The organism is Luteimonas sp. A501 (assembly GCF_054052085.1).
Genome location: NZ_JBSVRI010000002.1, coordinates 326,719 through 352,784, shown reverse-complemented (window position 1 = coordinate 352,784; position 26,066 = coordinate 326,719). Strand labels below are relative to the sequence as shown.

At 68.3% G+C, this 26,066-nt stretch carries 27 protein-coding genes; 8 read left to right on the top strand and 19 right to left on the bottom strand.

Features of this window, described 5'->3' with window-relative positions; genetic code table 11:
- Positions 1–245 precede the first annotated feature (245 nt).
- From ACW7G5_RS08130 to ACW7G5_RS08120, 3 genes are all read right to left on the bottom strand, one after another.
- On the bottom strand, positions 246–2,768 hold the full coding sequence (locus tag ACW7G5_RS08130; protein WP_457003451.1) for a diguanylate cyclase: 2,523 nt from the start codon (positions 2,766–2,768) through the stop codon (positions 246–248).
- 27 nt (positions 2,769–2,795) lie between these two features.
- Positions 2,796–3,014, bottom strand: a complete 219-nt coding sequence (locus tag ACW7G5_RS08125) for a hypothetical protein (protein ID WP_457003449.1) — start codon at positions 3,012–3,014, stop codon at positions 2,796–2,798.
- Positions 3,015–3,094: 80 nt separating this feature from the next.
- A complete protein-coding gene (locus tag ACW7G5_RS08120) occupies positions 3,095–3,655 on the bottom strand; it encodes a DUF2799 domain-containing protein (RefSeq protein WP_457003447.1) in 561 nt (186 codons plus the stop codon).
- Between the two features lie 208 nt (positions 3,656–3,863).
- On the opposite strand from ACW7G5_RS08120, the gene ACW7G5_RS08115 reads away from it, so the two are divergent.
- The 3 genes from ACW7G5_RS08115 to ACW7G5_RS08105 are packed head-to-tail and all read left to right on the top strand — an operon-like array spanning position 3,864 to position 6,960.
- Positions 3,864–4,664 carry an N-formylglutamate amidohydrolase gene (locus ACW7G5_RS08115; protein ID WP_457003445.1) on the top strand — a complete coding sequence of 267 codons (801 nt, stop codon included), beginning with the start codon at positions 3,864–3,866 and terminating at the stop codon, positions 4,662–4,664.
- The gene (locus ACW7G5_RS08110) at positions 4,661–5,902 is read left to right on the top strand and encodes a flavohemoglobin expression-modulating QEGLA motif protein (RefSeq protein ID WP_457003443.1); all 1,242 of its coding nucleotides are present in this window, start codon (positions 4,661–4,663) and stop codon (positions 5,900–5,902) included. The genes ACW7G5_RS08115 and ACW7G5_RS08110 overlap by 4 nt, the downstream gene beginning before the upstream one ends.
- Positions 5,899–6,960 (top strand): ATP-grasp domain-containing protein, encoded by a 1,062-nt coding sequence (locus ACW7G5_RS08105; RefSeq protein ID WP_457003441.1) that lies wholly within the window; start codon positions 5,899–5,901, stop codon positions 6,958–6,960. Before ACW7G5_RS08110 ends, ACW7G5_RS08105 begins: the two co-directional genes overlap by 4 nt.
- Before the next feature lie 108 nt (positions 6,961–7,068).
- On the opposite strand, the gene ACW7G5_RS08100 is transcribed toward ACW7G5_RS08105, so the two are convergent.
- From ACW7G5_RS08100 to ACW7G5_RS08090, 3 genes are all read right to left on the bottom strand, one after another.
- Positions 7,069–7,743, bottom strand: a complete 675-nt coding sequence (locus ACW7G5_RS08100) for a DUF6404 family protein (RefSeq protein ID WP_457003439.1) — start codon at positions 7,741–7,743, stop codon at positions 7,069–7,071.
- Positions 7,744–7,776: 33 nt separating this feature from the next.
- Positions 7,777–8,244 carry an RDD family protein gene (locus tag ACW7G5_RS08095; RefSeq protein ID WP_457003437.1) on the bottom strand — a complete coding sequence of 156 codons (468 nt, stop codon included), beginning with the start codon at positions 8,242–8,244 and terminating at the stop codon, positions 7,777–7,779.
- 82 nt (positions 8,245–8,326) lie between these two features.
- Positions 8,327–8,944, bottom strand: a complete 618-nt coding sequence (locus tag ACW7G5_RS08090) for a phosphoesterase (RefSeq protein WP_457003436.1) — start codon at positions 8,942–8,944, stop codon at positions 8,327–8,329.
- A 215-nt stretch (positions 8,945–9,159) separates the two neighbouring features.
- Between ACW7G5_RS08090 and ACW7G5_RS08085 the strand changes: the two genes are divergently transcribed.
- The gene (locus ACW7G5_RS08085) at positions 9,160–9,783 is read left to right on the top strand and encodes a hypothetical protein (RefSeq protein WP_457003434.1); all 624 of its coding nucleotides are present in this window, start codon (positions 9,160–9,162) and stop codon (positions 9,781–9,783) included.
- Here the strand turns inward: ACW7G5_RS08085 and ACW7G5_RS08080 are convergent.
- Entirely contained in the window at positions 9,780–11,354 is a 1,575-nt protein-coding gene (locus ACW7G5_RS08080; protein ID WP_457003432.1) for an N-acyl-D-amino-acid deacylase family protein, read from the bottom strand. The two genes, ACW7G5_RS08085 and ACW7G5_RS08080, sit on opposite strands and share 4 nt — an antisense overlap.
- A gap of 114 nt (positions 11,355–11,468) precedes the next feature.
- Between ACW7G5_RS08080 and ACW7G5_RS08075 the strand changes: the two genes are divergently transcribed.
- A complete protein-coding gene (locus ACW7G5_RS08075; RefSeq protein ID WP_457003430.1) occupies positions 11,469–13,400 on the top strand; it encodes an alpha/beta hydrolase family protein in 1,932 nt (643 codons plus the stop codon).
- Positions 13,401–13,447: 47 nt separating this feature from the next.
- Here ACW7G5_RS08075 and ACW7G5_RS08070 read toward each other — a convergent pair whose 3' ends face one another.
- From ACW7G5_RS08070 to ACW7G5_RS08055, 4 genes are read right to left on the bottom strand one after another with little or no spacing between them, the layout of a single operon-like run.
- Positions 13,448–14,008 (bottom strand): DUF3228 family protein, encoded by a 561-nt coding sequence (locus tag ACW7G5_RS08070; protein ID WP_457003429.1) that lies wholly within the window; start codon positions 14,006–14,008, stop codon positions 13,448–13,450.
- An 11-nt stretch (positions 14,009–14,019) separates the two neighbouring features.
- Positions 14,020–14,898 (bottom strand): pseudouridine synthase, encoded by an 879-nt coding sequence (locus ACW7G5_RS08065; RefSeq protein ID WP_457003428.1) that lies wholly within the window; start codon positions 14,896–14,898, stop codon positions 14,020–14,022.
- A gap of 25 nt (positions 14,899–14,923) precedes the next feature.
- Complete coding sequence (locus tag ACW7G5_RS08060; protein ID WP_457003426.1) at positions 14,924–15,967, bottom strand: S66 peptidase family protein; 1,044 nt, start codon at positions 15,965–15,967, stop codon at positions 14,924–14,926.
- 16 nt (positions 15,968–15,983) lie between these two features.
- Positions 15,984–16,352 (bottom strand): hypothetical protein, encoded by a 369-nt coding sequence (locus tag ACW7G5_RS08055; RefSeq protein ID WP_457003425.1) that lies wholly within the window; start codon positions 16,350–16,352, stop codon positions 15,984–15,986.
- Between the two features lie 104 nt (positions 16,353–16,456).
- On the opposite strand from ACW7G5_RS08055, the gene ACW7G5_RS08050 reads away from it, so the two are divergent.
- Positions 16,457–17,617 carry a DUF3667 domain-containing protein gene (locus ACW7G5_RS08050; RefSeq protein WP_457003423.1) on the top strand — a complete coding sequence of 387 codons (1,161 nt, stop codon included), beginning with the start codon at positions 16,457–16,459 and terminating at the stop codon, positions 17,615–17,617.
- Here the strand turns inward: ACW7G5_RS08050 and ACW7G5_RS08045 are convergent.
- The 3 genes from ACW7G5_RS08045 to ACW7G5_RS08035 form a co-directional block, all read right to left on the bottom strand.
- Positions 17,554–18,213 (bottom strand): DUF1989 domain-containing protein, encoded by a 660-nt coding sequence (locus ACW7G5_RS08045; RefSeq protein WP_457003421.1) that lies wholly within the window; start codon positions 18,211–18,213, stop codon positions 17,554–17,556. The genes ACW7G5_RS08050 and ACW7G5_RS08045 overlap by 64 nt on opposite strands.
- Positions 18,210–18,965, bottom strand: coding sequence for a guanitoxin biosynthesis heme-dependent pre-guanitoxin N-hydroxylase GntA (gntA, locus tag ACW7G5_RS08040; RefSeq protein ID WP_457003420.1), 756 nt, complete (start codon positions 18,963–18,965; stop codon positions 18,210–18,212). The genes ACW7G5_RS08045 and gntA overlap by 4 nt, the downstream gene beginning before the upstream one ends.
- A gap of 166 nt (positions 18,966–19,131) precedes the next feature.
- Positions 19,132–19,875 carry an outer membrane protein gene (locus ACW7G5_RS08035; protein ID WP_457003418.1) on the bottom strand — a complete coding sequence of 248 codons (744 nt, stop codon included), beginning with the start codon at positions 19,873–19,875 and terminating at the stop codon, positions 19,132–19,134.
- 315 nt (positions 19,876–20,190) lie between these two features.
- Here ACW7G5_RS08035 and ACW7G5_RS08030 point away from each other — a divergent pair, with 315 nt between their 5' ends.
- On the top strand, positions 20,191–21,507 hold the full coding sequence (locus ACW7G5_RS08030) for a M14 family zinc carboxypeptidase (protein ID WP_457003416.1): 1,317 nt from the start codon (positions 20,191–20,193) through the stop codon (positions 21,505–21,507).
- A gap of 13 nt (positions 21,508–21,520) precedes the next feature.
- On the opposite strand, the gene ACW7G5_RS08025 is transcribed toward ACW7G5_RS08030, so the two are convergent.
- From ACW7G5_RS08025 to ACW7G5_RS08005, 5 genes are all read right to left on the bottom strand, one after another.
- Positions 21,521–21,808, bottom strand: coding sequence for a hypothetical protein (locus ACW7G5_RS08025; RefSeq protein ID WP_457003414.1), 288 nt, complete (start codon positions 21,806–21,808; stop codon positions 21,521–21,523).
- Between the two features lie 93 nt (positions 21,809–21,901).
- A complete protein-coding gene (locus tag ACW7G5_RS08020) occupies positions 21,902–22,738 on the bottom strand; it encodes a hypothetical protein (RefSeq protein WP_457003412.1) in 837 nt (278 codons plus the stop codon).
- 89 nt (positions 22,739–22,827) lie between these two features.
- Entirely contained in the window at positions 22,828–23,451 is a 624-nt protein-coding gene (locus tag ACW7G5_RS08015) for a YbhB/YbcL family Raf kinase inhibitor-like protein (protein ID WP_457003410.1), read from the bottom strand.
- A gap of 397 nt (positions 23,452–23,848) precedes the next feature.
- Positions 23,849–24,637, bottom strand: coding sequence for a lipoate--protein ligase family protein (locus tag ACW7G5_RS08010; protein ID WP_457003409.1), 789 nt, complete (start codon positions 24,635–24,637; stop codon positions 23,849–23,851).
- The gene (locus ACW7G5_RS08005) at positions 24,634–24,978 is read right to left on the bottom strand and encodes a biotin--protein ligase (protein ID WP_457003407.1); all 345 of its coding nucleotides are present in this window, start codon (positions 24,976–24,978) and stop codon (positions 24,634–24,636) included. Before ACW7G5_RS08005 ends, ACW7G5_RS08010 begins: the two co-directional genes overlap by 4 nt.
- A 159-nt stretch (positions 24,979–25,137) precedes the next feature.
- Here ACW7G5_RS08005 and ACW7G5_RS08000 point away from each other — a divergent pair, with 159 nt between their 5' ends.
- Complete coding sequence (locus tag ACW7G5_RS08000; protein ID WP_457003405.1) at positions 25,138–25,860, top strand: rRNA pseudouridine synthase; 723 nt, start codon at positions 25,138–25,140, stop codon at positions 25,858–25,860.
- Positions 25,861–26,066 lie beyond the last annotated feature (206 nt).

Sequence of the window (26,066 nt, the reverse complement as noted above, 5' to 3'; positions counted from 1 at the left end):
CACTGCCCTGCTGCCCGTCATTGTCCCGTTTCCGATCCGTGGGCCACGCCCGGAATGCCTGCTGTCCTGGAGTCCAATTCGATTCGCCCGTGTGGTTGCCTGTTCACCAGCGAAGTCTATCTTGCGTCCCGGAGTTCCACGCGCAAAGCACGGCGTGGCATCCCGGCACGACAGGCCCGCGATCCGATGCAGGATCGCGCCGGGCATGCTGGCCGACGGTGCGGAGCCACGCAGGTCGCGGTGAGCTAGGCCCGCGGCCGGCTGTGGGCGTCCCCGGCCACTACGTGGTGCTCGCAGACCAGACCCTGGCCGTCGCGCAGCTCGCCCAGCGGTGGGATGACCAGGGTGGTGTATTCCTCGTAGCGCGCCCCCGGGAGGTCGGCCAGGCGCAGCCGCTCGACCCGCGGCTGCTCGATCGGCAGCCGGGCCGCTTCGTACAGCACCACCTCGTGGTCCGCGGGGTACCAGCGCAGCAGCCTGTCGACCAGCGCCTGCAGCCCCTCGCGCTCCGCATGCAGGCGGGTGCAGCTGAGGTCCCCGGACAGTGCCACCTGCCACAGCAGCACCAGGCCGGCAGTGTCGGGCGTGCGGTCGTAGACAAGGAAGTGGGTCGCTTCCAGCGACTGCACGCCACGCCGGCCGGGGTCGATGCCGAGGTCCGCGTACAGGCAGGCCTCGGCGGAAACGCCGGGCTCCATGCGCGCCGGGATGCCCTCGGCGCGCGCCTTGCGGATCACCGCGTGCGGCACGTCGGCGAACACGCCGGGGTGGCCATAGAACACAGCGCACACCTGCTTGCCGGCGCGCACCTCGGCCATGATCGCGGCGTCGATCTCGCGATAGATCTCGCGCCGGTCCTTGCCCGGCAGGTAGTGCGCACCCAGGTTGATGGCGTCGGGGCGGAAGCTGGAGATCATCGCCAGCGCGAAGGGATCGGTCAGGCAGAACACCACCTGCGCTTCGCGGATCTCCGACAGGCAGCGTTCGCTGACGTGGCGCCCGAACTCGATGCCGCTGCCGACCACCACCAGGCCGGGCATGGAGGGCGTGGCCATGTCCGTGCGCACCACCCGGTCCCGGCCATCGTGCTTGGCGCGGTACAGCGCCTGGTCGGCCTGGTGGATCAGCTGCTCCAGCGAATCGATGCGGCCGTCGTCCTGGCAGATCCCGGAGCTGAGGTTGAAGCGGAAGGTCTGCCCGAACACCGTGATCGCCTCGATGCGCTCGCCCAGGCGCTGCAGCAGCGCTTCGGCTTCGTTCGCGTCGGCATCGAGCAGGACAGTGAATTCGTCGCCGCCACTGCGTCCGGCGATGCCCTGCCCGCCCACGACCTCGCTGATCCAGCACCCCAGTGAACGCAGCGCCTCGTCCCCGGCCGCGTGGCCGTGGCTGTCGTTGACCTGCTTGAACCTGTCGATGTCGGCGACGATCGCCGTGAACGGCCGCCTTGCGCTGCGGGCGGACGCGAACGCCGCCTCGCCGAGCTTGCGGATCTGCTGGTAGTTGTACAGCCGGGTGAGGCTGTCGTGCTCCGACTGCCAGCGGTAGCGGCGGCGCTCACGAGCGGAACGGCGCAGCAGGCCCCACAGCAGGATGGCCGTGACCAGCAACCCGGCCATGCCCACGGCAAGCAGCAGTTGCGTGCGCTTGGTGGCGGTGACCTGCACCGCCGCAAGCTCCCTCCCGGCTTCCAGCAGGGCGATCTGGTGCTCCTTCAAGCGGGTATCGAACTCCACCTGCAGGTACGCCAGCCGGCGCTCGCGACCGTCGCGCTCCGCGGCTTCCGAGGCCCCCATCGCAGTCCTGAAGTGGACCAGCGCCTGGGCAAGCTCACCGCGCTGTTCCGCCAGCCTGGCCAGCAGGCCCTCGGTCTCGGCAATCGCGAAGTGGGACTCCTGCTTGCGGTAATAGTCGAGGGTGTCACCGAGCAGCGCCTGTGCCTGATCGAGTCCCCGGTTGGACTCGATCAGGCTTTCCGCCACCACAAGCTTGGCACTCCATGCACCGGCGGCAAAGCCTGCGGCCTGGAATTCCGCCAGCGCCTCGCGCGCCCAGTCCAGGGCCTCATCGTGGCGGCCCTGGCCGGCCAGCATCTTGCCCACCCCATATTTGCCGTTGGCCACGAACACCCGCTCGCCGGCGCGGGTGCAGGCGTCTATCTGGCGACGTCGCCAGGTTTCGGCTTCGCGGAAGTTGTGCGCGTGGTCTTCGGCGAGCGCCATGTCGGCCAGGGCCAGGCACAGGGCGCGGGCGTCGGTCCCGGTTTCGACGACTTCCAGCGCGCGCAGCGCCAACTCGCGCGCCTTGCCGGTTTCACCGACCAGGGTGTGCAGGTAGCTGGCCACGCCAAGCAGGCCGGCCGCCTCGCTGGGCGCCTCGGGCAAGTACGAGAGCCCCTCGCCCAGCCAGGCGAATGCCCGCGGCCAGTCCTCGACGTTTGCCGCCATGCTGATGGCCGTGATGTAGACGCGCATGCGCAGTCGCGGCACCAGTTCCTGCTGCAGCAGGTCGGCCAGGCCCTCGATCGCGGGCGCCTGGTCGCCGGCCAGTCCGAGGTTGCGCAGGCGGACGAAGTCCAGGCGCTGGCGCTGCCCTGGCGTGAGTTCGTCAATCCGCGGGGCAAGGCCCTGGATGCGTGCGTTGGACTGCTCCCAGTGCTCGGTGACCGCCAGCCGCTCGATCTCCGCGACGTCGGCTTCGAGCACATCGGAAAAGGCCGGCGCGCTGAAGGCCAGCCACAGGAACGCGATGGAAACCAACCGGTACATGCACGGGCGATGACTAGGGCGGCACGCCTACTTTTCGTACGATTTGATGATGTGGTTGGTGGCGAACTGCCCGGCCTGCAGGCCTGTCAGGCGCTGCACTGCAGCATAGTCGCAGTCCAGCATCGCCTTGCACTCTTCGTCGGACAGGCCGGCACGCTTGACCACCGTACCCGGGTCCTTGGCGTAGTCCATGGCCAGCGCGGCATCGCTGCCAAGGTTCCTCATCAGTTCAAGCAGTTTGGACATGTCCCCTCTCCCTTTGAACAGCCACCACCCCGAAGCGACGGACATTAACACAGGGCCGTTGCACACCCATGGCTGGACTGCTACCAGCCCCCGCCGCGATATACCGACGGAACCCTGCGCATGACGTGGTCCAGGTCACGCTCGGCGAGGCCGTGGCGGCGGTGAGCATGCCCAAGTTCATCCTCTGCACGCCGCGTGTCGTCGCGCAGCCGGCGGAGCTCCCGCTCGAGTTCCTTGCGCTCCTCGGAGGAGACCCCGTCACGACCCATCCGGTCGCGCGTCTTGTCGGTGTCCTTGCGCAGCTGGCGGATCCTGTTTTCCTGCGTCGAGATATCCGAACGTGCCCGTTCGACGTACTGCCGGGCGTCGTGGACCACGCGGCCATCGGCATAGCCGGCGAGGAAATCCGCCTCGGCGTAGGCCGGACAGACGCCGGCATAGCTGCGGCCATTGCTTCCGGCCTCGAAGCCCCGGTACGGCGTGCAGTACTCCTCCAGCCCGCGTTCCCGCGCCGCCAGGTACAGGCGCGCGTCCACGCCGACGCCATGGGCCATGCAGGCCGCTTCATGGTTGGCCAGCCGCGAAGGCGCATGGCCGGCGGCACCGTCCTGGTAACCGACCCGCTCCCAGTTCCCCGCCATGCATTGATCCCGGGTCATCGTGGCGCAGCCCGAGAGCAGCGCCAGCACTACGCACATCGCGACACGTCCAATTCCCTGCATGTACCGCTCCCCGGTTATCGATGGGACAGCCGCGGCTGGTTCCCCAACCATCCATAGACGATGTCCGGGGATTGAAACGGACATCCATCACGGGCCGGTCATTGCACGCTTGCGAGCATCACTTCGCATGCAGACAGCCCCCAACCCCGCATCATGGGACATCACGGCGAGCGAGGGCCCCGTGATCGCGACCGCCATCCACGACGGCCATGCCGTCCGGCCCGAATTGCAGCCTCTGCTGGCCCTGCCCGACGACGAACGACTGCGCGAAGAGGATCCGCTCACCGGTCTGTTCACGACCGTCGGTGACGTGCGCATCCGGGTGCCGACCTCGCGTTTCGAAGTCGACCTCAACCGCCCCCGCGACGGCGCAGTGTATGCACGGCCGGAGGACTGCTGGGGCCTGGACGTCTGGAACGCGCCGCTCCCCGAGGCTGGAATCGCCCGCTCGCTGGATGCCTGGGACCGCTTCTACGGCATGGTCGCCCAGCGCATCGAACGCATGCTCGAGCGCTGGGAGGCGGTGCTGCTGATCGACCTGCACAGCTACAACCACCGCCGTGACGGGCCCGACGCCGAACCGGCGCCGCAGGCCGGCAATCCCGACATCGAGCTTGGCCTGACCACCGCGGATCCCGATCGCTGGAGCGACGTCACGGCGCGCTTCGCCGACGCCCTGCGTGCTGCTCCGCTTGATGGCCGTGCGCTGGACGTACGCGCCAACGTGCGCTTTCCCACCGGCGGCCACTTCCCGGAATGGGTGTATGCACGCTGGGGCGCCCGGGTGTGCACGATCTCGCCCGAGTACAAGAAGATCTTCATGGACGAGTGGACGGGCCAGGCCGACATCGCCGCCCTGTATGCACTCCGGGACGGGCTGCAGGCGGCGGTCGACGCCGTTCGCCCGGCATTCGAGGCGCGGCGATGAGCGCCGGGACACCCGCGCCGAGCACGACCCGGACGCCTGCGCTGCAGCCGCTGCCGCCGGTCGCCGCCGAGGTCGACGCCGCGCTTGTCGCGATCGATGCCGAGCTCGACTGGCTGCTTGCACTGAATCCACTCGACAGCGACGCCCTGTGGGACCACTTCGACGCCAGCGGTCGCACGGACGTGCCGGCCCTGCGCTATGCCGAGCCTGCGAGCGACCTGGAGGCGATGCGCAAGCAGCTGTTCGCGCTGCCCACGGAGCGGATCGAGTCCCCGCTGCTGGCCGGCGTGCTGGCGGAAAAGCAGCGCGACCTCGACCGCACCATCGAGCTGGTTCGCCTGCGCGGCACCGAGGGCTTCCTCGGCGCCAGCATCGAACTGTTCGGCAGCGTCGAGGCCGGGCTGCTGGAGCTTGCCAACGGCATCCTCGCCACGGTGGACGTGGGCGACCCGCTGCCGGGCGACATCGGCGTGGACGCGGTGCTCGCGGCTGTCGAGGACGAAGTCGCGTGGTATCGCGGGCAGGCTCCGGACTTCGACCTGCAGGTCGTGGTCGATGCCGACGTCGGCTCGTTGATGATGGTCTCGCACGGCACGCTGTACCTCGACGCCCAGTTGCGCCTGCCCGAGGCGCGGCTGCAGCCGCTGGTGCAGCACGAGGTCGGCACCCACGTCGTCACCCGATACAACGGCCTGCGCCAGCCCCTGCGCCAGCTCGCGGTCGGCCTGGCGCAATACGACCCGCTGCAGGAGGGCCTTGGCGTATTGGCCGAATTCCTGTCCGGCTACCTGCCGGGTGAACGCCTGCGCATCCTTGCCGCACGCGTGGTCGCCGCTGACATGGCGATCCGCAATGAGGACATTCCGGCCATCTTCGCCTGCCTGCACGGGCAGCACGACCTGCCCACCGACGACGCCTTCGACATCGCGGTGCGCGCGCGGCGCGGCGGCGGCTTGACCAAGGATGCGGTGTACCTGCGCGGCCTGCGCGACCTGCTCGACCATCTCCGCGGTGGCGGCGCCTTCGAGGCCCTGTTTGCGGGCAAGTTCGCGCTGGCGCACCTGCCCGTACTCGAGCAACTGGCCGACTCCGGCTGGGCGGCACCGCCGGCATTGCTGCCGCGGTACGCCAGCGCCGACGGCTTCGACGACGCGCTGGCGCACTGCCGCACGCTGGGCGTCGACGCCCTCTACCACCCCCACCTCCCCCCGACCTCCCTCCAGGAGCAAGCACCATGAGCGGCCGGCCGATGCGCCTGGGCTTCGTCGTCAACGACGTCGCGACCGAGAAGAACAACTACACCACCATCCGCCTGGCGCGGCGGGCGGCGAACATGGGCCACCAGGTGGCGCTGATCGGCCTGGGCGACTTCCTGTACGACGCCAACGGCACGGTGCGCGCGAAGGCGCATGTACCACGCGGCGACAGCTATGCCGACGACGACGCCCTGCTGGCGGAAATCCAGGGCGAAGGCGCCGACACCGACCGCATCAACGTCGAGGAGCTCGACGTGCTGATGCTGCGCAGCGACCCCGCCGAAGAGCTGGTGGACCGCCCCTGGGCGCCCAACAGCGCGCTTCTGTTCGCGCAGCTTGTGACCCATCGCGGCGTGATCGTGCTCAACGATCCAGCCCATCTGACCGACGCTTCCAACAAGACCTATTTCCAGCACTTCCCGGAAGCGGTGCGTCCGGTCACCTGCATCAGCCGCGACGCCGACGAGCTCAAGTCCTTCATCACCTCGCACCAGGGCCGCGGGGTGATCAAGCCGCTGCAGGGCTCCGGCGGCCAGGGCGTGTTCGTGCTCGACGGCGACGACGGCGCGAACCTCAACCAGATGATCGACGCGGTGATCCGCGACGGGTACGCCATCGCGCAGGAGTACCTGCCCAAGGCCGCCGACGGCGACCTGCGGCTGATCACCCTCAACGCCCGGCCGCTGAAGGTCGAGGGCCAGTACGCCTGCTTCCGCCGCTACAACGACAGCGGCGACGCGCGCAGCAACATCAGCGCCGGCGGCAAGATCGAGCTCGTCGAGCCCGATGCCGACGCCCTGCGGCTGGCGGAGCTGGTCGCGCCCAAGCTCATCCGCGACGGCATGTACATGACCGGCCTCGACATCGTCGGCGACAAGCTGATGGAAGTGAACGTCGACACGCCCGGCGGCATCAACATGGCCGAAGAGCTGACCGGCGTGGACTTCAGCGGCCACATCATCAGCGACCTCGCGCGCAAGGTCCGCCTGCGCGACCAGTACGGTGGCAGCCTGCGCAACGTCGAGCTCGCGATGCTGTAACGGTGTCTACTTCGGCGCGCCGACCTCCAACCAGGTCGGCGCGTGGTCGCTGGCCACGATGGTGCCGTGCACGGCGGCCTCGCGCTTTGTTGAGTCCGGAATCCGGACTCAGCGGGTGCTGTCCCGCGCCCAGTCGCGGCGGAACTCACGCCAGGTCGGCAGCCCCAGGCGGCGGCGTTCGCTGGCGCGATGCGCGGCCAGCAGCACCGCGAACATGGCAAACAGCACGGTGCACACTCCGACGGACACACGCAGCGTCTCGCCGCCGAAGCCCGGGTTCCACCACAGTTGGACCTGCAGCCAAAGTGGTACGACCGCGTACATCGTTGCGAACAGGATCAGCGCGTCCAGCCAGGCCGGCGAAAACGCCACTGGTGGCATGGGCAGTCCAAGCCGCCAAAGCAGGCGGTGCGTCAGCGGAAGCAGTGAACCCTTGGCGGCGCCCGCCTCCGTCGCGTGCAGCAGCGCCGCTTGCACCACCGGCGGATAGCGCTCGACCACGCTGCGGTCACCGGCAAGATATCCCGCCAGCAAATAGTACGTGCCGCCGCCACGCGCATGCCGGCCGGTCACCAGCATGCTGCCGAAAATGAGTACCACGGGCATGAGCATCGGCCAGTTGGCGCGCGAGAGCATGCCGTCGCCAGGTTCCTCGTAGTCAAGCAACCAGAGCAGGGCGAAGGCCAGAACGATGATGCCCAGGTTCACCCATCGCTGCCGCCGCGCCATCGCCCGCCAGTTTCGCGCGAGGTCTTCGCCGGAGTCAGGTGCGGAGGACCGCATGTCGCACTCCGGAAAAACCGATGCAAACCATGCTTACTGCTCGAAGCTCACGGACTCGGGGCCGCTGTGCTTCGGACGGATCACCACCGTTCCGGCGATCTTGTCGTGCCAGCCCTGCTTGCGCGGGTCGAATGCGACCCAGATGATGCCGATCAGCAGCGGCAGCGTCGCCACGAAGTACGCCACATAGCGAAGGATGGCCTGGCCAACGGTGAGGCTGCTGCCGGTCCTCGCATCGACCACCTGGGCCTTGACCGCCATCTTGCCTGGAGTGGCCCGCTTGTAGAGCCAGAACAGGACGACGGCAATCGCGGGCAGCACCCAGGAGATCAGGAAGTCCGCCGGGCCCGCGATCAAAGGCCCATCCTCGACAGTGAAGTATCCCCACCCGTATATCGAGACCAGAAGAGGGACCGACACCAGCATCAGCAGGATCCAGTCGATGATCGTCGCGCCGACGCGCGGCCAGAAACCCACGTATTCGAAGTCGTTGTCCTGCATGAATCCCCCTGGATGAATGACCCGAACGTGGTTCGGCTGCAAGCAATAATTGTAGGACACCTGCCGGACGCGCATCACCTGCCTAATGGCGCCACATAAACCCCAGCACAAGAAACCCCGTGCCCGCCGCCGCGCCCAGCGCGACACCGGCCACCACATCCCGGACGGTATGACGGTGCAGCGCCAGGCGTGACCACGACACGATTGCCGCCAGCACCAGAAGGGTCGCCGCGACCCAAGCCAAGGGCCACGCCAGGAAGGCGGAGAACACGATGAAGCCAACGTGCAGCGACGCTTTGGCGTGGGCGCGCAGCACATGGCCGGCCATGACCATAGCGGCTGCCATTGCGAACCCCAGAAAGACCTGCGCGTCCTGGCCGGTCGCAAGCAGCGCCACGGCAACGACCATGAGCATCAAGGCGAGCAAGGGGTTGAGCTGGCTGCGCTCGCTCGGGACGGACGCATCGATATGGGTCCACTTCCCCGACCGTACCTGCGCGAAACTGTAGGCGAGGACGCCAGCAGCGATCGCCAATGCCGCGAGCATGGCGACCCAAACCGTTGCTGGTGCGGAATCCCCCCGGGCTGCAGCCAGCGTGATGATGGCCGGAACAATGATGGCGGGATGACCAACGATGGACACCGCACGCGCCAGGATGATCCGTGACGCCTGGCTGCCGGAACCTGTCGATGGGGACACGCCGGCACTCCGGTTCAAGGATCAGGAACACCCGAGTGTTCGTCAGGGCTCACGCGGGCCGATCGCATTGGACGTACTGGTCCATTCGGTCACCATCAACAGCGCACCGAGCCTAGCACCGCCCACGGCCGGATTCTAAATCAGGGATGGCCGCGACCGTTGGCGGTTCCCGTCACCTTCCTTCGACATGTTCCGTAACCACCACGAGACACGCCATGGACAGCCAGACAGTCACAGCCGCGGCACTTCTTTCCGCCACTCTTGCGATCGCGCTGGCGACCGGATGCAGCAACGACACCAGCGACAGCCGTCATTCCAACCTTGTCGACGCTGCCACCGCTCCGACCGCTGCAAGCCGCCACGCCACTCCCACCACCGAACCTGGCACCCGGCCCGCCAGCGAGCCGGAAGCGCAGGAAGACGTCCAGCCACTGGTGCTTACCGACGCCGTGCTCGAGCGCTACGCGCGCGGGCTGGTCAAGGAGGCCGAGATCATCCGCCGGCCTGGCCGCGGCACGCACTACGGCGTCACTGTCACCGGCAGCGTGAGCGGCGGCGAATCAGGCGAGGTCCTGGAAGCCGCCGGCATGACCGCACGCCAGTACCTTGAAGTGCGGACGCTGGTGGATCCGGTGTTCACCACCCTCAACTTCCAGGGCAAGATCGGCCCGCCGCGCAGCATCGACCTGGACGCGGCCAGCCCTGAATTCCGCCAGCGGATGGCAAGCGACCCGCTGGATCAGCTGCCGCCGGAGTCGGCCGATGTGCTGCGCCGGAACATGGATCGACTGGTGCCGCTCTGGAGCGACATCGTCGGCCTGACCGCCCAGCACGGCTAGCGTCTGCGCAGCAGCCGCCCCGGGCGGTGTTGCTGCACTTCGCCGTCCTCCAGCGCGGGCTGGCCGTTCACCATCACCAGATCGAAGCCTTCGGCCATCGCGGTCGGGTTCACGTAATCCGCACGCGCCCGCACGCGCGCCGGATCGAACAGCACCAGGTCGGCCTTTGCGCCGGTGCGGATGGTGCCGCGATCGGCAAGACCCAGGATCGAGGCCGGCAGCGAGGTCGCCCTGCGCACCGCTTCTTCCAGCGTGACGCGCGGCTGCCTGACCACGAAGTCCTCGATCCACTTGGCAAAGGTGCCGGCACCACGGGGGTGGCTGCCGCCCGGCGAGCCGTCGCTGGCCACCGCTACCCGCGAGTCCAGCAGCAGCCGGTCCTGCAGCGCCCGATCCATGACGAAGTGCGCGGCCTGGCCACCGCCGGGGCCGATATCGATCAGGACATCGGCGAACGGCATGTCGCGGGCTTCGGCCACCTGCAGCAGCGTCCTGCCGGCGTGCGGGCCCTCGCCGAACAGCAAGGCCCCGGGGCCGCCGCGCTGCGTCATGCGCTGCTGCAGGTATGCGCGCAGTTCGTCGCGCCTCGCCTCCAGCACGGCGGCGTAGTCGCTCGGCGGCAGCGCCCATTCCGGGAACAGGATCGAGACCCCGGTGTAGCTGGCCTCGTAGGGATAGGCGTCGGCGGTCAGCGGCTGGCCGGGCCCGCGCAGCGACTCCAGGAACGCGAGCAGCTCTACCGCGGCGGCCTCGCCTTTGCCATAGACCATCTTGAGGTGCGAAACGTGGGCGCGCGCAGGGCCGGCGGCGGCGACCAGCTCGCGGATGGACGCACGCACCTCGTCGACGTCCTCGGAGCGCATATGGCTCATGGCCACGCCGTTGTAGCGGGCGATCACCGGGCCCAGGCCGACGAGCTCGCGCTGTTCGGCATAGCGGCCGGGTACGTACTCGAGCCCCGTGGACATGCCGAAGGCACCGGCGCGCAGGTCGGCTTCAAGGATGGCCTGCATGCGCGCCAGCTGCGCGTCGGAAGGCTGGCGCGTGCCGTCGTCGATGCCGGCGCGGCGGCGCAGCGTGCCGTGGCCGGACAGGGTGGCGATGTTGATATCCGATGCCGCGCGCTCCACCGCGTCCATCCAGGATGGCAGGCCGCCGGCATCGTGGCGCGTACCCGGCAGCGCGGGGCTGCCGCCGTCCTGGCCCAACACCACGGTCGTCACGCCCATGGCGAGGAAAGGCGTGAACACGGTCTTGAGCGGATCGCCGTGCGTATGCAGGTCGATGAAGCCCGGCGCCAGCACGCGGCCACCACCGTCGACCACGCGCAGGCCGCGCGCGTCAGTGTCTGACAGGCGGCCGATGTGGTCGATGCGATCGCCGCGAACCCGCACGTCGGTGCGTTGCCCCCGTGCGCCGCTGCCGTCTACCAGCAGCACGTCGCGCAGCACCCAGCCCGGTACGTGCCCGCCGGATGCCGCGCGCAGGTGATGCAGCGGCAACATCGCGCAGGCAGCGCCCGCCGCCATTGCGCCCAGGAACCTGCGCCGGGAGTCTTTCGATTCAAGCATGGTCATTCCAGTCGAGCATGGCGGCAGCCAACAGTACCCGGTCGGATGGCGCCCCGGCGCCCACGAGTTGGATTACGCTGTGCCGGCAGACCGGGGGGTCTGGGGGAGCAACGCATGAAGCATGCAATCACGGCGACGATCGCAGTGGCAATGGGCCTGGCCGCAACATGTGTCCAGGCGGCCGAACCGGTCCCGATCGAAGCCTTCGCAGTGGCGGACAGGACCAGCGCGCCGCGCCTGTCGCCGGACGGACTGCACGTGGCGGCGACCGCCCACCTGGGTGAAGGCAGCTATGCCATCGAGGTGCGCCGGGTATCCGACCTGGTGCAGACGGCGCAGCTGACGCTGCCGCGTTACGAATTGCCATCGCAGATTTATTGGGTCAGTAACAAGCGGCTTCTGGTGGCCAAGGGACGGTTGATCGGCGCGCGCGAGGCACCGATCCCCATGGGCGAAATCATCGCCACCGACTACGACGGCGGCAACCAGAAGTACGTGTATGGATACCAGCAGTCCACGCGCATGCCCGGCATCGACCGCGGCTACGGCTACATCGAAGGCTTGCCGCCAACGCCCAACGGCCACTTCTACATGCGCAGGCTGTCCAACGACACCAGCCGCTCGATGCTCTACGACGTGGATGCCGAGCGGGCGACGCACCGGCTGATCGCCGACATCGGCGTCAAGGACCTCGGCTTCGTGCTCGATCCCGCCGGCGTGCCGCGCTTTGCCGGCGGCTACGACGATAACGACGACTACCGTTTGTACGAAGCCGATGCCCGCGGCAAGGACTGGCAGCCCGTGGCCACGGAACGCACCGGCGGCCACTTCCGGCCACTCGCCTTCACCGCCGACGCCGGTGGGGTGTTTGCGCGGCACAACATCGGCGACGGGCCTTCCACGGTGGTGAAGTCGGACCCGACCGGCGCCTCGCGCGTGACCCTTGCCAGCGACAGCTTCGGCAGCGTTGGCGGAATGGAATGGAACGCTTCCTGGCAGCCTTTTGCCGCCACCCTGGTGCATGGCCGGCCACGCGTGGTCTATTTCGACGAACACTCCAGCGATGCGCAGGAGCACCGCGCGCTCAGCGGCCTGTTCCCCGGGCACCACATGAGCTACGCCAACCACAGCGTGGACGGCCAGCTGTCACTGCTGCGCGTGGTCAGTGACCGCGATCCCGGCATGTGGTACCTGTACGACCGGACGCAGGCCACGGCCAAGCTGCTGTTCGCATCGCGCGAGGGAATCGACCCCGAACGCATGGGCGAGCGGCGCTACTTCCGCTTCAAGGCCAGCGATGGCATGGAACTCGATGGCTACCTCACCATTCCCGCGGGGCAAGAGCCGGCTGGACTGCCGATGGTGCTGCTGCCCCACGGCGGCCCGCACGTCGGGGGCGACGACTGGACCTTCGACACCGATGCCCAGTTCCTCGCCAGCCGCGGATACCTGGTGCTCCAGGTCAACTTCCGCGGCACCCTCGGGCGCGGCGACCGGTTCACGGTGGCCGGCTACCGCAGTTGGGGCACGCGCATCCAGGACGACCTGATCGACGGCGTGCGCTGGGCGATCGCCCAGGGGCATGCCGATCCACAGCGCGTGTGCGCCTATGGCGCGAGCTTTGGAGCCTACTCGGCAATGATGACCGCGATCCGCGCGCCAGAGCTCATCAAGTGCGTAGCGGGCCTGGCCGGCCTGTACGACCTGAAGGTCTTCGCCGGCAAGAGCGATGTCGCATCCAGGGCCTCCGGGCGCAGGTACATTTCGCGCGTCATAGGCGACAGCGACGAAGCCATGCGGGCCAATTCACCGGTCGCGCTGGCCGCGCAGCTCAAGGCACCGGTGTTCATGGCCCACGGCGAGATCGACGAACGCACGCCCTATTCGCAGGCGCTTGCGATGAAGCGGGCGCTCGAGGCCGCGGGGGCGTCACCGGAGTGGATGTCGGTGCCACGGGAAGGACACGGCTTCTACAAGGATGAGAACAACATCGCCTTCTACCGTCGCCTGGAAGCGTTCCTGGCACGACACATCGGAACCGAATAAGCACGACGCGCGGTGCCGCCTGCCGCATCGAAGGCGGAATGTGCGTGTTACAGCGCGCCCCGCCAGTTGGCATGCGTGCGCCAGAACTCCACGCTGCGCCGATAGGCCTCGCGGTCCACCGGCACGCCCGAGCCGCCCTCCTCCACGCCCAGCGCGTTGCGCATCATCGTGATCGGCGCCATCGGCGTTTCCTCCGGCTCCGCGGTGTACATGCAGCCGACGACGCCCCAGTCGGCGTCGATCACCGTGCCTTCCTTCGCCAGCTGTTCACGGCTGTAGAGGATGGCGACCAGATAGTCGGCAACCGGCGGCTCGAGGCCTTCGAACCAGCGCACCAGCACCGGCAGTTCGTCGCGGGTACGGGCCTCGTAGTCCGACCGCAGCAGGTGGCGGTTGGCATCGGTGACGGGCACCGCCAGGCAGCGGGTCGAGGTCCAGTTGCGGTGCACGTGCAGCTTGCAGAACGGCGCGTAGCCGTCGAGCACCTTGAGCGGCGGCACTGCGTTCAGATGCTGCTCGAACGCCTCGGGCGTCACGTCCTGGATGGTGTTGCGGCGCCGTTCGCGGAACAGCCGGCTGCGTGCGAATTCGGTGAGGGCGACTGACATGGGGCGGCAGTCTAGCAGCGGTGCGTGCTGACGTACCGGCGCGGGCCGCCGTCGATCGGATCATCGAATTCCAGCGCATGCGCGAACAGCTGCAGCGCGCGTGCCGGATCATCGGCGCCGCGTTCGAGCACCTGCGGATAGAAGGGATCGTTGAGGATCGGTGCGCCCAGCGCCGCCATGTGCACGCGCAGCTGGTGCTTGCGTCCGGTGACCGGCTGCAGGCGATAGCACCACGCTGCGGCACCGCGTTCGACCACGTCGACATGCGTTTCGCTGTTGGCTTCGCCCGACGCTTCATGCATGCGGAAGAACGGCTCTCCGCGTTCGAGCCGGCTGCGGTGTACGTGCGGGAACGCCAGCCCAGGCAGCGGCGGCGCCAGGGCCAGGTATTCCTTGTCGATGCGGCGCTCCCGGAACAGTGCCTGGTAGCGGGCGCGGCTGTCGCGGCGTGCGGAGAACAACACCAGTCCCGCAGTGTCGCGGTCGATGCGGTGCAGTGGCACCAGATCGGGATTGCCCAGGCGTTCGACCAGGCGGGTCAGCAGGGTCTCGCGCACAAAGGCACCGGTGGGCGCGACGGGCAGGAAGTGCGGCTTGTCCGCCACCACCAGGTGCTCGTCGGCGTGGATCACGGATTCGAGGAATGGAATGGGCGCTTCGTCGGCCACTTCGCGGAAATAGTGGATCTCCGCGCCGGGCCGGCAGGCCGCGGCGGCATTCAGTGGGCGGCCATCGGCATCCAGCACCATCCCGCGCGCGAAACGCTGCCGCCAGGTGTCGCGATCGATCGCCGGGAAGCGGGCGCACAGCGCGTCCAGCAGCGTCGCCCAGGGGCCGGGCGACAGCTGCAGGCGGCTTGCGGGGACTCCGCTGCGAACCGGGCGTGGCATGCGGGACATTCGGTGCGACGGCCGGCTATGCCCGGAACACCGGCTCCAGCAGGCGGAAGGTGCCGGCATCGGCGTCCATCTCCACGCGGCCGCCCACGGGCACGATGAACTGCTGCCGGATATGCCCGATCATCGCGCCGCGATAGGCCGGGATGCCAAGCGGCTTGATGTAGTCGTCGAGGATCTGCCCCAGCGTCAATGATCCATAGCCGTCGCCCGGCTCGCAGTCGGTGCACTCGCCGAAGATGACGCCGGCCACCTTGTCCAGCGCGCCCATCAGCTTCAGCGTGCTGAGCATGCGGTCGATGCGGTACGGCGCCTCGGACACGTCCTCGAGGAACAGGATCCTGCCGCTGAAATCCGGCAGGTAGGGCGAGCCGGCCAGCGCGCTCAGCACCGCCAGGTTGCCCCCCACCAGCTCGCCGCGGGCGGTGCCGCCGGCGATGGTCACGGTGCGGTTGCGGCGCTGCACCAGTTCGTCGCCGGCATCGGCCACGTTGCGGTACCGCATCAGCTCGCGGTCGAAGAACAGGCGCCTGAACTGGTCGGCGTTGAAGCTGTTCCAGCTGCCGGAGCCGTTGGGTCCGTGGAAGGTGACCAGGCCGGTCTGCGCGTGGATGGCGTTGTGCAGCGCGGTGATGTCGGAATAGCCGAGCAGCACCTTGGGGTTGGCGCGGATGGCGTCGTAGTCCAGCAGCGGCAACAGGCGCGCGGCCCCGGAGCCGCCGCGCACCGCGATGATCGCCTTGACCTCGCTGTCGGCGAACATCGCATTGAGGTCGCCGGCGCGCTCCTGGTCGGTACCCGCCAGATGGCCGCGCCGGGCCGCGTAGTGCGCCCCGGTCCGGACCTTGAAGCCGAGCGCCTCCATCACCTCTTGGGCAAGCTGAAGCGTGAACTCGTCCTCGACCGGCGATGACGGGCTGACCAGCCCCACGGTGTCGCCGGCCTTGATCGCCATCGGCAGCAGGCGCCCGCCGGCGGCTGCCGCCATCGCCCCGCGGCCACCCGCCAGCGGAAGCAGCAAGGCCATCAATGCGGCGCGTTCGATGAATGTCCGTCTGTCCACGTTGTCCTCCGATCAACTAAAGCAGGGGCACCAGGCGGTGCGACGGGTCCTGGCAAACCACCAGGCGGCGTTCCCCGGCCGCGGCGCCCACAGCGCGCACGCGCAGGCCCACGGCCAATGCTTCCACGTCCACGGGCGTCGCCTGGCACAGGTTCCAGCGCGCTGGCAGCTGCACGGCCACGCGGCCGCGGTCAGCCGTGTCGACCTCGATCACGGCATTGCCGTCGTAGGTCCATGGCTGGGTGTCGATGGAGGCGATCGCACCTTCGATCGAAATCGCCCCCATCCCGGAGGATGTCGCCGGCACTGGAACACCGGCACAGCCGGCGCTGGCCAGGGCCAGGCCCAGCACCACGGGCATCATCGAAAATCGCGGTCTGGACATGCTCACCTCGCTCTGATGGGGAATCACGGACGAAAGCGCGCGCGCACCTGGCCGTGACCCGTTATCGTAACGCCCGCCGTGACCACTCCGTACGAGGCGCCAGCGTGAGCAAGCCAGCAACCGGTACCGACGCGCATGCCACGCCGGCACGGTGCGAGAACTGCGCCGCCGAACTGCACGGCGAGTTCTGCCACGCCTGCGGGCAGTCCGTGCACAACCCGATCCGCCACGCGGCGCACGCCGTGGAGGAATTCTTCGAGGCGTTCTGGCATCTCGACGGGCGCGTCTTCCGCACCCTGCGCGACCTGATGTCGCCAGGGCGGGTCGCGATCAACTACCTGGCCGGGCATCGTGCGCGCTACATCGCGCCCCTGCGCCTGTTCGTGATCCTGAGCCTGCTCACGTTCTTCATCGGTGCGCTGGCGGTGCACGTGGAGGAGAGCCCCGTCAGCGCCAGCGGGCTCAGCGAAATCAACGCCGCGGGCACGGTGGACGAGGTCGAACGCATCCGCGACCAGGCGGTTGCCGACATCGAGCAGGCGCGTGCCGATGCCGGCAACACGCCCGGGGTAGATCCCTCGCTGGTAGCGGCGGAGGCGCGGATACGTGGTGCCGCCGCCAGCCGCGTGGTCGAGCTGACCGGCAGGCCGGCATCCGAGCGCGCGGCAGGCGCGCCAGCGGAGGCCGAGCGCCGGCGCATGCAGATCAACCTGTTCGGCCACAAGGGCGAATGGGACGCAAAAACCAACCCGCTGGTGATCGGCTGGTGGCCGCAGTTCGCAAATGACTGGCTCAACCGCAAGGTCGGCAACCTCGAGACCAACATGCAGTCCTTCGACGGCGCCGCCATCGACGCATGGCTGCAGGGGGCGATGGCGGCGGCGCCCTCGGCGCTGTTCCTGCTGGTGCCGGTGTTCGCGCTGCTGCTGAAGCTGGCCTATCTGTTCACGGGGCGCCTGTACCTCGAGCACCTGGTGGTCGCCCTCTACAGCCACACCTTCCTGCTGATCATGCTGACGCTGGCATTCCTGCTGTCGGCGCTCGACGGCCTGGTCACGTCCAGGCCGCTTGGCATCCTGCTTGATCTCGCCTTCGCCGCCGTGGTGCTGTGGATGCCGGTCTACCTGCTGCTGATGCAAAAGCGCGTATACCGGCAGGCCTGGTGGCTGACCGTGCTCAAGTACCTGGTGATCGGCAACACCTATTTCGTGATGCTGACGTTCGCCACGCTGCTGGTGTTCCTGGCCCGGCTCACTTCGGCCTGACGCTCCACCCTGAAGTCGATCGGTTTGTAGCTGAAGTTGTTCGACTGCCCGGCCGAGCACGCCGTCATCGCCACCACCAGCGGCATCTCCGCACGCAGGCGCACGAAGTCGCCGGCGCGGCTCAACGGTGGAAGCACGGCGACCGCACCGGTGTCGCCGTCCACCGTCACGTTCATGAAAATGTTGAAGGCGACGGGAATGCGGTCGATGCCGATGCCATAGGGCTCCAGCGCCCCGGCCAGGTTGCCCTCGCAGCCGGGCCGGCCCTCGGCCTCGCCATAGAGGATCTCGAACATCCGCTTCGAACACGGCGTGAGTGTGAAGTCGTGCCGCCCGCAGGTGTCATCGATGATGGTGAACATCGGTCGGCTGCGGTTGGAATGCAGCACGTCGCCGGTACTCAACCAAAGCTTCGATGCGTAGTCGATCGAGCGGCCGGACGAGAGGTACTCCGCCAAGTCGTCGCGGGCGAACGCCGTCAGGTCGCTGACCTGCTGGCCCATCGGGTCGATGACGATGAGCTCATCACCCGCGTCGAGTTCGATCGCACGCCCCGAGCATGGCGGGATGCGCTGCGTGGCCTGGTCTATGGTCAACGCGATCCCCTTACTCGAAGTGGACAGGTCCAGTTTGGCTCCACCTCGCGGCCGCTGTACTGGCGCGTCTCGCTGGCCATGCCGAAATCAGCCAGGTTCGGATTGATGGTTCCCTGCAGCGCGATGTCCCGCTCGCGCGTTGCCGCTTGCATCTTCTGGTAGCGGCCATCGGCGCGCAGGCGCTCGAACTGTCGATGCGAATTAAAGACCAGTGCCGGCCAGCCGAACCTGCGCGCGGTGCGCGAAGCGCCGGGATGCAGCCCGATCAGGAAGAACGGATGCCCGGCAAGGCTGAGGCTGAACTTCGGGCTGTCGGGGCTGCGGCTGACGTCATCGGCCCAACGCGCGCCGCGACGCACGTCAAGGTCGTGCAGGCGCTGCAGCTGGGCCCACAGTAGGGCTTCAAAGCGGCGCTCGTCGGTATCGCGCGGGCCTTCGAACACAGCCACGAACGAGTGGACCGTGGGATCCTCGGGGTCGGCCGCGTCCAGCATCGCCGCGAAGGCACTGAGTCCATCCAGCAGCGGCGCGTCATTGGCGCGATCACCGAGCGACCTGAATTCGTGCGCCTGGATCGCGTCGCGCGCCAGCGCGGCCTTGGACCCGACGCAGGGGAATGACGCCTCGCCCACGTATTCAAGGAATGCGGCGGCAAGGCGGCCGCCGCTTCCTGCAGGTGCTTGGGGGCACCGGGAATCGGCGGGCGAGGAGTTTGCATCGGTGGCGCTTCGCGCAGCGGCGAGGGACTTCATTGGACGGCATGCTCCTGTCAGCGGGCGTCTTTGGCCAGGTTCGGCCATGACCCCAACCCTACAGATCCGTCCGACAAAGCCGCGTGCACGCGCGGCCCCTGCGCTGCGGCAGAGGCCGAGTCGCGGCATCGGGCAGTCGCTTGTCCGGGCGACTGCGCGATGTCACTCAGAACCGGACTTCGGCGCCCAGCATCAGCGTGTCGGCGCTGTTGATGTCTTCGTACCGGTAGCCGTAGCCATTGAAGTAGGCATAGTTCGTGTAGACCAGGTTCATGTTGAAGTGGCGGTTGAAGTCCACGCCCAGGCCCACGCCGAAATAGCCGCCATCGGCATCAGCGTAGCCCGACTCTTCGGCGTTGAAGTAACCCGCGCGGACCAGGGCATACACCGGACTGCTGCGGCCAAAGTTGAAGCGCGCGTTCGCGCCGATGCTGGCGTAGTCGACCTTGGCATAGTGCCAGCCGCCGTCGGTGGTGCTGTCCAGCTTGCCGCCGGCCACTTCGATCCCCACCAGCGTCACCGCGCCGGCCTGCCAGCGGTAACCGGCGTTCACCGCAAGCGCGGACTGGTCGACATCGTCATACACCCAGCCCTTGCCACCCTGCACGCCGATGAAGAAGCCACCGCGGCCGTCTTCATGGGACGCGCGGGCCGGCTGCGGTCCGGAGTTCGGCTGCGGCGCCGCGTACGACTGCGCCTGTGCAGCTGGCTGCGACTGGGCGGGCTGCGGGGCCGTCTGCGGCGCGTGCTGATGGCCGGCCGGGGGTGGCACGCGCTTGGCCGGATCCAGCTCGCGCGGCTGCGGCGGCGCGGTGTTGACCGGCTTGGTCTGTGCGTGTGCAGCGGTGGATGCCAATACGGCACTCGCGATCACGGCAGCCATTGCAACCGTCGACAGGGTCTTGCTCATGTGTCCTCCTTGATGGACGTGATGGGCGCGCTCCTGCACGCCTTCGATCCGGGAAACAGTGAGCAGGTTGCGTGCCACATCCACGGGCCGCGCGGGCGGCTGGATGACGCACGCGCGCAGGGCCTTTCAAAGGCAAAGCGTGACGCTTGGCGTCGCAACTGCGCCCCAAGACCTGCAAATCGGCTTGCCGCGGGGTTGGCGTGATCCCCATGCAGCGCGAACCCGGGTCGATTTCCGTCTTGCCGCTGCCCGCTGCCCGCTCCCGGGTTGCCGTTGCCATACCATGCGGCGTGCCCTCCACGAAGCATCGCCACCATGCGTCGATTCCCTGCCCTGTTCCTGCTTCTCTTCCCGCTCCTGCTGCTGTCGCCACCGCTCACCGCGTCCGCGATGCCGCCTCCGCCCACGTGGCTGGACGAACTGGACGCGCTGTACGACAGCCACATCCGCGTGCCGGGACTGGAAGACCGCAGGTTTTCGCCAGAGCACTGGTGGGATGTGGCAGGGCCGCTGGCCTCCGGCGCGGCCGGCTTCCGGACCGAAGCCCTTGGCAACAGCGCGGAGGGCCGGCCCCTGCGCCACGTGTCATGGGGCAAGGGCGACACCCGCGTGCTGCTGTGGTCGCAGATGCACGGCGACGAGAGCACCGCGTCGATGGCGCTCGCCGACCTGTTCAACTTTCTCGGCGGGCAACCCGCGCATCCGCTGGTGCAGCGCCTGCGCCAGGGCACCACGCTGCACGTCCTGCCGCTCGTGAACCCCGACGGCGCGGCGCGCTTCCAGCGCCGCAACGCGCAGGGCATCGACATCAACCGCGACGCACGCGCACTCGCCAGCCCCGAGGCGCGCGCCCTGCATGCGCTGCGCGAGCGGGTGAAGCCCGCGTTCGGCTTCAACCTGCACGACCAGCGGGTGGGCTACCGCGCCGGCGATTCCGATCGCGGCACCGCCATCGCCCTGCTCGCCCCCGCCTTCAACGCATCCCGCGAGGTGGACGCCACTCGCGCCCGCGCCATCGAAGTAAGCGTGGCCATCCGCGCGGTGCTCGAGCCCTACATCGCCGGCCATATCGCCAAGTGGGACGACACCTTCAACCCGCGCGCTTTCGGCGACCTGACGGCGAAGTCAGGCGTATCGACCGTGCTGATCGAATCCGGCGGCATCGAGGGCGACCTGCAGAAGCAGCAGCTGCGCAAGCTGAATTTCCTTGCCCTGGTCGGGGCGCTGGACGCCATCGCCACCGGAGCGCATGCCGGCCTGCCGCGCGAGCACTACGACGAGCTGCCGGAAAACGGCAGGGTCTGGCCGGACCTGCTGGTCGCCGGCGGCACGCTTGCACTGCCCGGGCAGCCGCAGGCGCGGGTGGACCTGCTGGTGGACTTCGAACAGCCGCTGCTCGAACGCGGCGGCACCATCGCGGACATCGGCGACCTGGATGGCGTGCAAGCACGGCGGAGCATCGATGCGTCGGGGCTGTACATCGTGCCGTTCGACCCGTCGGGTGAAGCCGCGGGCCAGGCGCGCAGGTCGCTGGCGCCGGACATGCCGGCGTACTTCCACCTCAGCCGCGACCCGCAGGGCCGCGACGTGGTCTGGACCCTGGCGGGCGACGTGGATGCGGCAGGGCCCTGAGCCCAGCGCCACCCTATTCGCGGAACAGCGGGACCAGGCTCTCGCGCGACAGCGGCACGAACACGTGGCTGCGCTCGCCGAAGCGCAGCGTCACCTCATAGCGGTCGGGCTGCTGCCACAGGGCGTCGTCGATGGCGGCCTTGGCGCCAGTATCGCGGTGGGCGACCGACACCTGCAGCGCCGGCGCGCCGGCCTGTTCGTTGCGGCGCAGGAACGCGATCACTTCATCGCGCTGCGCCTGTGCATCGGATGCCTCGCGCACCCGCTCCCATGCGCTGTCGAACTCACTGGCTGTGGTCATGCTGCCTCCGGCTGCCTGGTTCCCGCAGGCTAGCAGCAGGGCCAGTGCGCAGGCGAGTGCGATCGATTTCATGCGTTGCGTCCGCGACGTGCGTCAGGTGTTGTCCTCCACCCAGTCCTCAACGAGGTCAAGGTGGCGGTCGCGCACTTCCATGCCCGAGTTCATGATGCTGTTGTCGTCACCCTGGTGTTCGTGCCCGTCGTGATATTCGTCGGGCAGGCCGATCATGTGGCCGAACTCGTGCGCGGTGCCGACCTGCGGCATGTCCGCGCCCTTGTTGACGGCGCGGTTGTCCTCGCTGTCGAGGTGCGAGATGTTGCCCGGGCCGACCGAGCTACGATGGAAGTCGCCATCGGGGATCCGCAGCACGTTGATGTTGTAGTTCTCGCTCGGGTCCATCATGTCGCGGAAGCGGCCCATGAACCCGCTTTCCTGCTCGCTGACGTCGAGCTTCACGTCCAGGGTGACGTCCATGCCGTCATCGGTGGTGAAGGTGCGCCCGCTCCAGGCCTTCTCAACCTCGGCCACGTAGTCGTCCATGAAGGCCTGCTTTTCCTCGGGGGTCCAGTTCAGACCGTCCGCCCCATCCTCGAAGTTGAACTCGATCTTCATGTGCAGCTCGAGCGTGTAGCTGCCGTCCGACTCGCGGTACAGGTGCAGCTCGTATGCATCGCGATGCCCGCCAACGTCGACGCTGTCCTCGGTCGCCACCAGTTCGCGCTCACCGGACGCGCCGCTCTTGCCACCAAACCGCTCGGGGCCCAGGGCATCGGCGACGGCCTTGCCGGCCTCGCGGACCGTGTCGAACATGCGTTCGACGCCATCGGCCACCGGCGCGCGCTGCAAATTGGTCTGCATCGCGTCCGGGCGCCCGTTCGCCGCGTCAAGCGCGGCATGGGAGATGCGGCTGGAAATGTCGACGAAGGTCATGGCGGGCCACGCAGGTGAGGAGACGACCCGAAACTAGGAGTGACCGGAGGAGCGGGCAATCCGGGGCCGACCCTAGCCCGCCCTGATCCTCATTCGCCTTGCGCAGCCCCTTCCGGGCCCGCATAGGTCCCCACCAGCACGCCCTTGTCCACCACGTGCTCCCGCATCGCTCCGAGCAGGGCATCGCGGCCTGCACCGGGGTCGACCTCGAGCATGGTGTCCAGGGCGAAGACCTGGACGTGATAGTGGTGTATGCCGCTTCCAGCCGGCGGCCTCGGCCCGAAATAGCCGACCGATCCGCGGTCGTTGGTCCCCTGCAGCATGCCATCCGGTTCGGCCAGGCGCGGGTCGGTCGCGAGGCCTTCCGGCAGCGAGGTCACGCCGGCCGGGATGTTCCAGGCCAGCCAGTGCAGATAGGGCTCGGGCCGATCGGCATCGGGATCCTCCATGAGCAGGGCGTACGACTTCGCGCCCTCCACCGGCTGCCAGGCCAGCGGCGGCGACACGTCGTCGCCATAGGCGCTGTAGCGCAGCGGGATCGGCTGGCCGTCCGCGAACGCCTGCGATTGCAGCGCCAGGGCGGCGGCAGTGGCTGTACGGGTTTCCGCGCGTTCGAAGGCGACCGGCGAGTCACCGGCGCGGCAGGCTGCGAAGGTTGTCGCGACAAGCGCGAGCGTGATCAGGAAGGTGCTGCGCTGGAGCAGGGTAGCCATGGCGTGATCCTCTGGAGATGCAGGTTTGGCACGGAGCCATGGTGTCCGGATGCGGGCACGCTGTCGACAGACCGGGGCCAGCCGCGAACCTGAACCCGCCCGCAGCCCGGAAGGCCGCGGCTGGCGCATACTGCCCGGGCCGACTGCAGCCGCAGTCCAACGCTGAGGCGCCGAGGAGACCGGGATGAGCAAGGGACTGGACAAGAAGAAGGAACAGAAAAAGAAGCCGCTCAAGACCATGAAGGAAAAAAAGGCCGAGAAGCGTGACAAAAACGCCTCCAAGCCATTTGCACCGACGTGAGCGCGCGCCACCCGAAGGACGAGAAAAGGCCCGGCATTGCCCGGGCCTTTTTCATTGGATGACCAGCGCCACTGACGCCGCCGGCCCGCCCCGCGCTTACGGCAGCAGCGCAGTCCATTCGGCGGTGGCGAATTTTTCGCGCGCCAGCGCCTCGGCGCGTGCCAGCTCATCCGCGCGCAGCACGTCCGGCACCAGGCCGCCGTGGCGGCTGCGGAAGGTTTCGATCATGTGTTCGATCACGGCGCTGCGCGGCAGCCCCGTCTGCCGGCGCAGGGGATCGACGCGCTTCGCCGCGCTGGTCGTCCCCTTGTCGGACAGCTTCTCGCGGCCGATGCGCAGCACATCGAGCATCCTGTTCGCATCGATGTCGTAGGCCATCGTGACGTGGTGCAGCACCGCGCCGCGGCGCCTGGTCTGGGCCGCACCGGCAATCTTGCCGTCGCTTGAGGTGATGTCATTCAGGGGCTGGTACCAGGCCTTGACCCCCAGGCCGGCAAGCGCCTCGATCACCCACTGGTCCATGTGCGCATAGGCCTGCTCAAACGTCATGCCCGCCACCAGCGTTTCCGGCGCAATGATCGAATAGGTGATGGTGTTGCCAGGCTCGATGAACATCGCACCGCCACCGCTGATCCGGCGCACCACCTGGATGCCATGGCGATGCGCGGCCTCGGCATCGACCTCGTTGCGCAGCGACTGGAAGCGGCCCATCACCACCGCGGACCCGCCCCACTCCCAGATCCGCAGCGTGGGCGGGCGGCGTCCGGCGGCCACGTCGTCAAGCATCACATCGTCCAGCGCCATGTGCAGCGCGGGCGCTTGGGGTTCGGCATGGACCAGGTGCCAGGCGTGGTCGTCCCAGCCGGTGCGATCCGACCCGTTCAAGGTGCGTCGCCTTCGCCTGCATCCATGGCGGCATCCGTGGCCACGGAATCCAGCGCGCGGCGCACCGCGATCGCGACGCCTTCGGGCGTGATGCCGAACAGCTGCGGCGCCGGCCCCAGCGCCGCGGTCACCGCAGCGGCCAGCGCGGCCTCGCCGGTATCGATGGGCTGGCCTTCAAGGGCTGCATCAATGGCATCCAGCGCGCTGGCCGGTTCCAGGAAGAAGTCTCCGCTGACCTGCACAGCCGCCATCCGGCCGTCGACGATGGCCAGATCCACCACCACCAGCTTGCCGCCGGGGACCTTGTATTCGCCGTGCGCGGTGTTGCCTGTCGTATCCATGCGCGCAGTCTATCCAAACTTCCCGCGTCTACTGCAGCCGCCTGGCGTTCGAGCAGGCCGAATCTTGCAATCTGCGGATGCGCGACGGGACGAGTGCGGCAGGCAGCCCGGCGCGGTCAACCGGTACACTGCATTCCTTATTTTCCGCGGCGCTGATCCATGTCCGAACCGGTTCGCCTGGCCAAACGTGTCACTGACCTCGCCCGCTGCTCACGCACCGACGCGGAGCAGTACATCAAGGGTGGCTGGGTCTCGGTCGACGGACGCGTAGTCGAGGATCCGGCGTATCCAGTGTCGACCGAGGCCGTCGAAATCGATCCCGCTGCACGGCTGGAAGCCGTCGAACCAGCCACCGTCCTGCTGCACAAGCCGGTGGGCTACGACGCGATCAGCGGCCCCGGCCCCGCCGCGGACCTGGTGTATCCCGAGACCCGATGGCCCGGGGATTCCTCGGGCGTGCGCATGTTGGAGCGGCACTTCAACCGCCTGACGCCGCTGGTGCCGCTGGATGCCGAAGCCAGCGGCCTGATGGTGCTGACCCAGGACGGCCGCGTGTGGCGACGGCTGACCGAGGACCGCGACGAGATCGAGCAGGAATACGTGGTCGAGGTCAGCGGCGAGATCGCGCCCTACGGCCTGCAGAAGCTCAACCACGGCCTGTCCTATGGCGGCCGGGCGTTGCCGCCGTGCAAGGTCAGCTGGCAGAACGAGGTCCGCCTGCGCTTCGCCCTGAAGGGCGTGCAGGGCGGACAGCTGCGCGACGTGTGCGCCCAGGTCGGCCTGGACGTGGTCGCGATCCGGCGCATCCGCATCGGCAAGGTTCCCTTGGCGAAGATGCCCGTCGGCAGCTGGCGCTACCTGCCAGTCGGCGAACGCTTCTGAGCCCTGGACACCCGGCATAGCCGCCCTTTTTTGTGGGAGCGGCTATAGCCGCTCCCACAAAATGTCCGGTGACCCGTTCTCCACTGCGGCTGCGGCTGCGGCTGCGCTCACGGCTGCGCGCTTGACCTGGCTCAAGCACACGCCCTTTCGTGCTGGAGCCCCGCGATGCAATGGCGTATCTATGATGTCCCCGCGCCAGAGGTGCC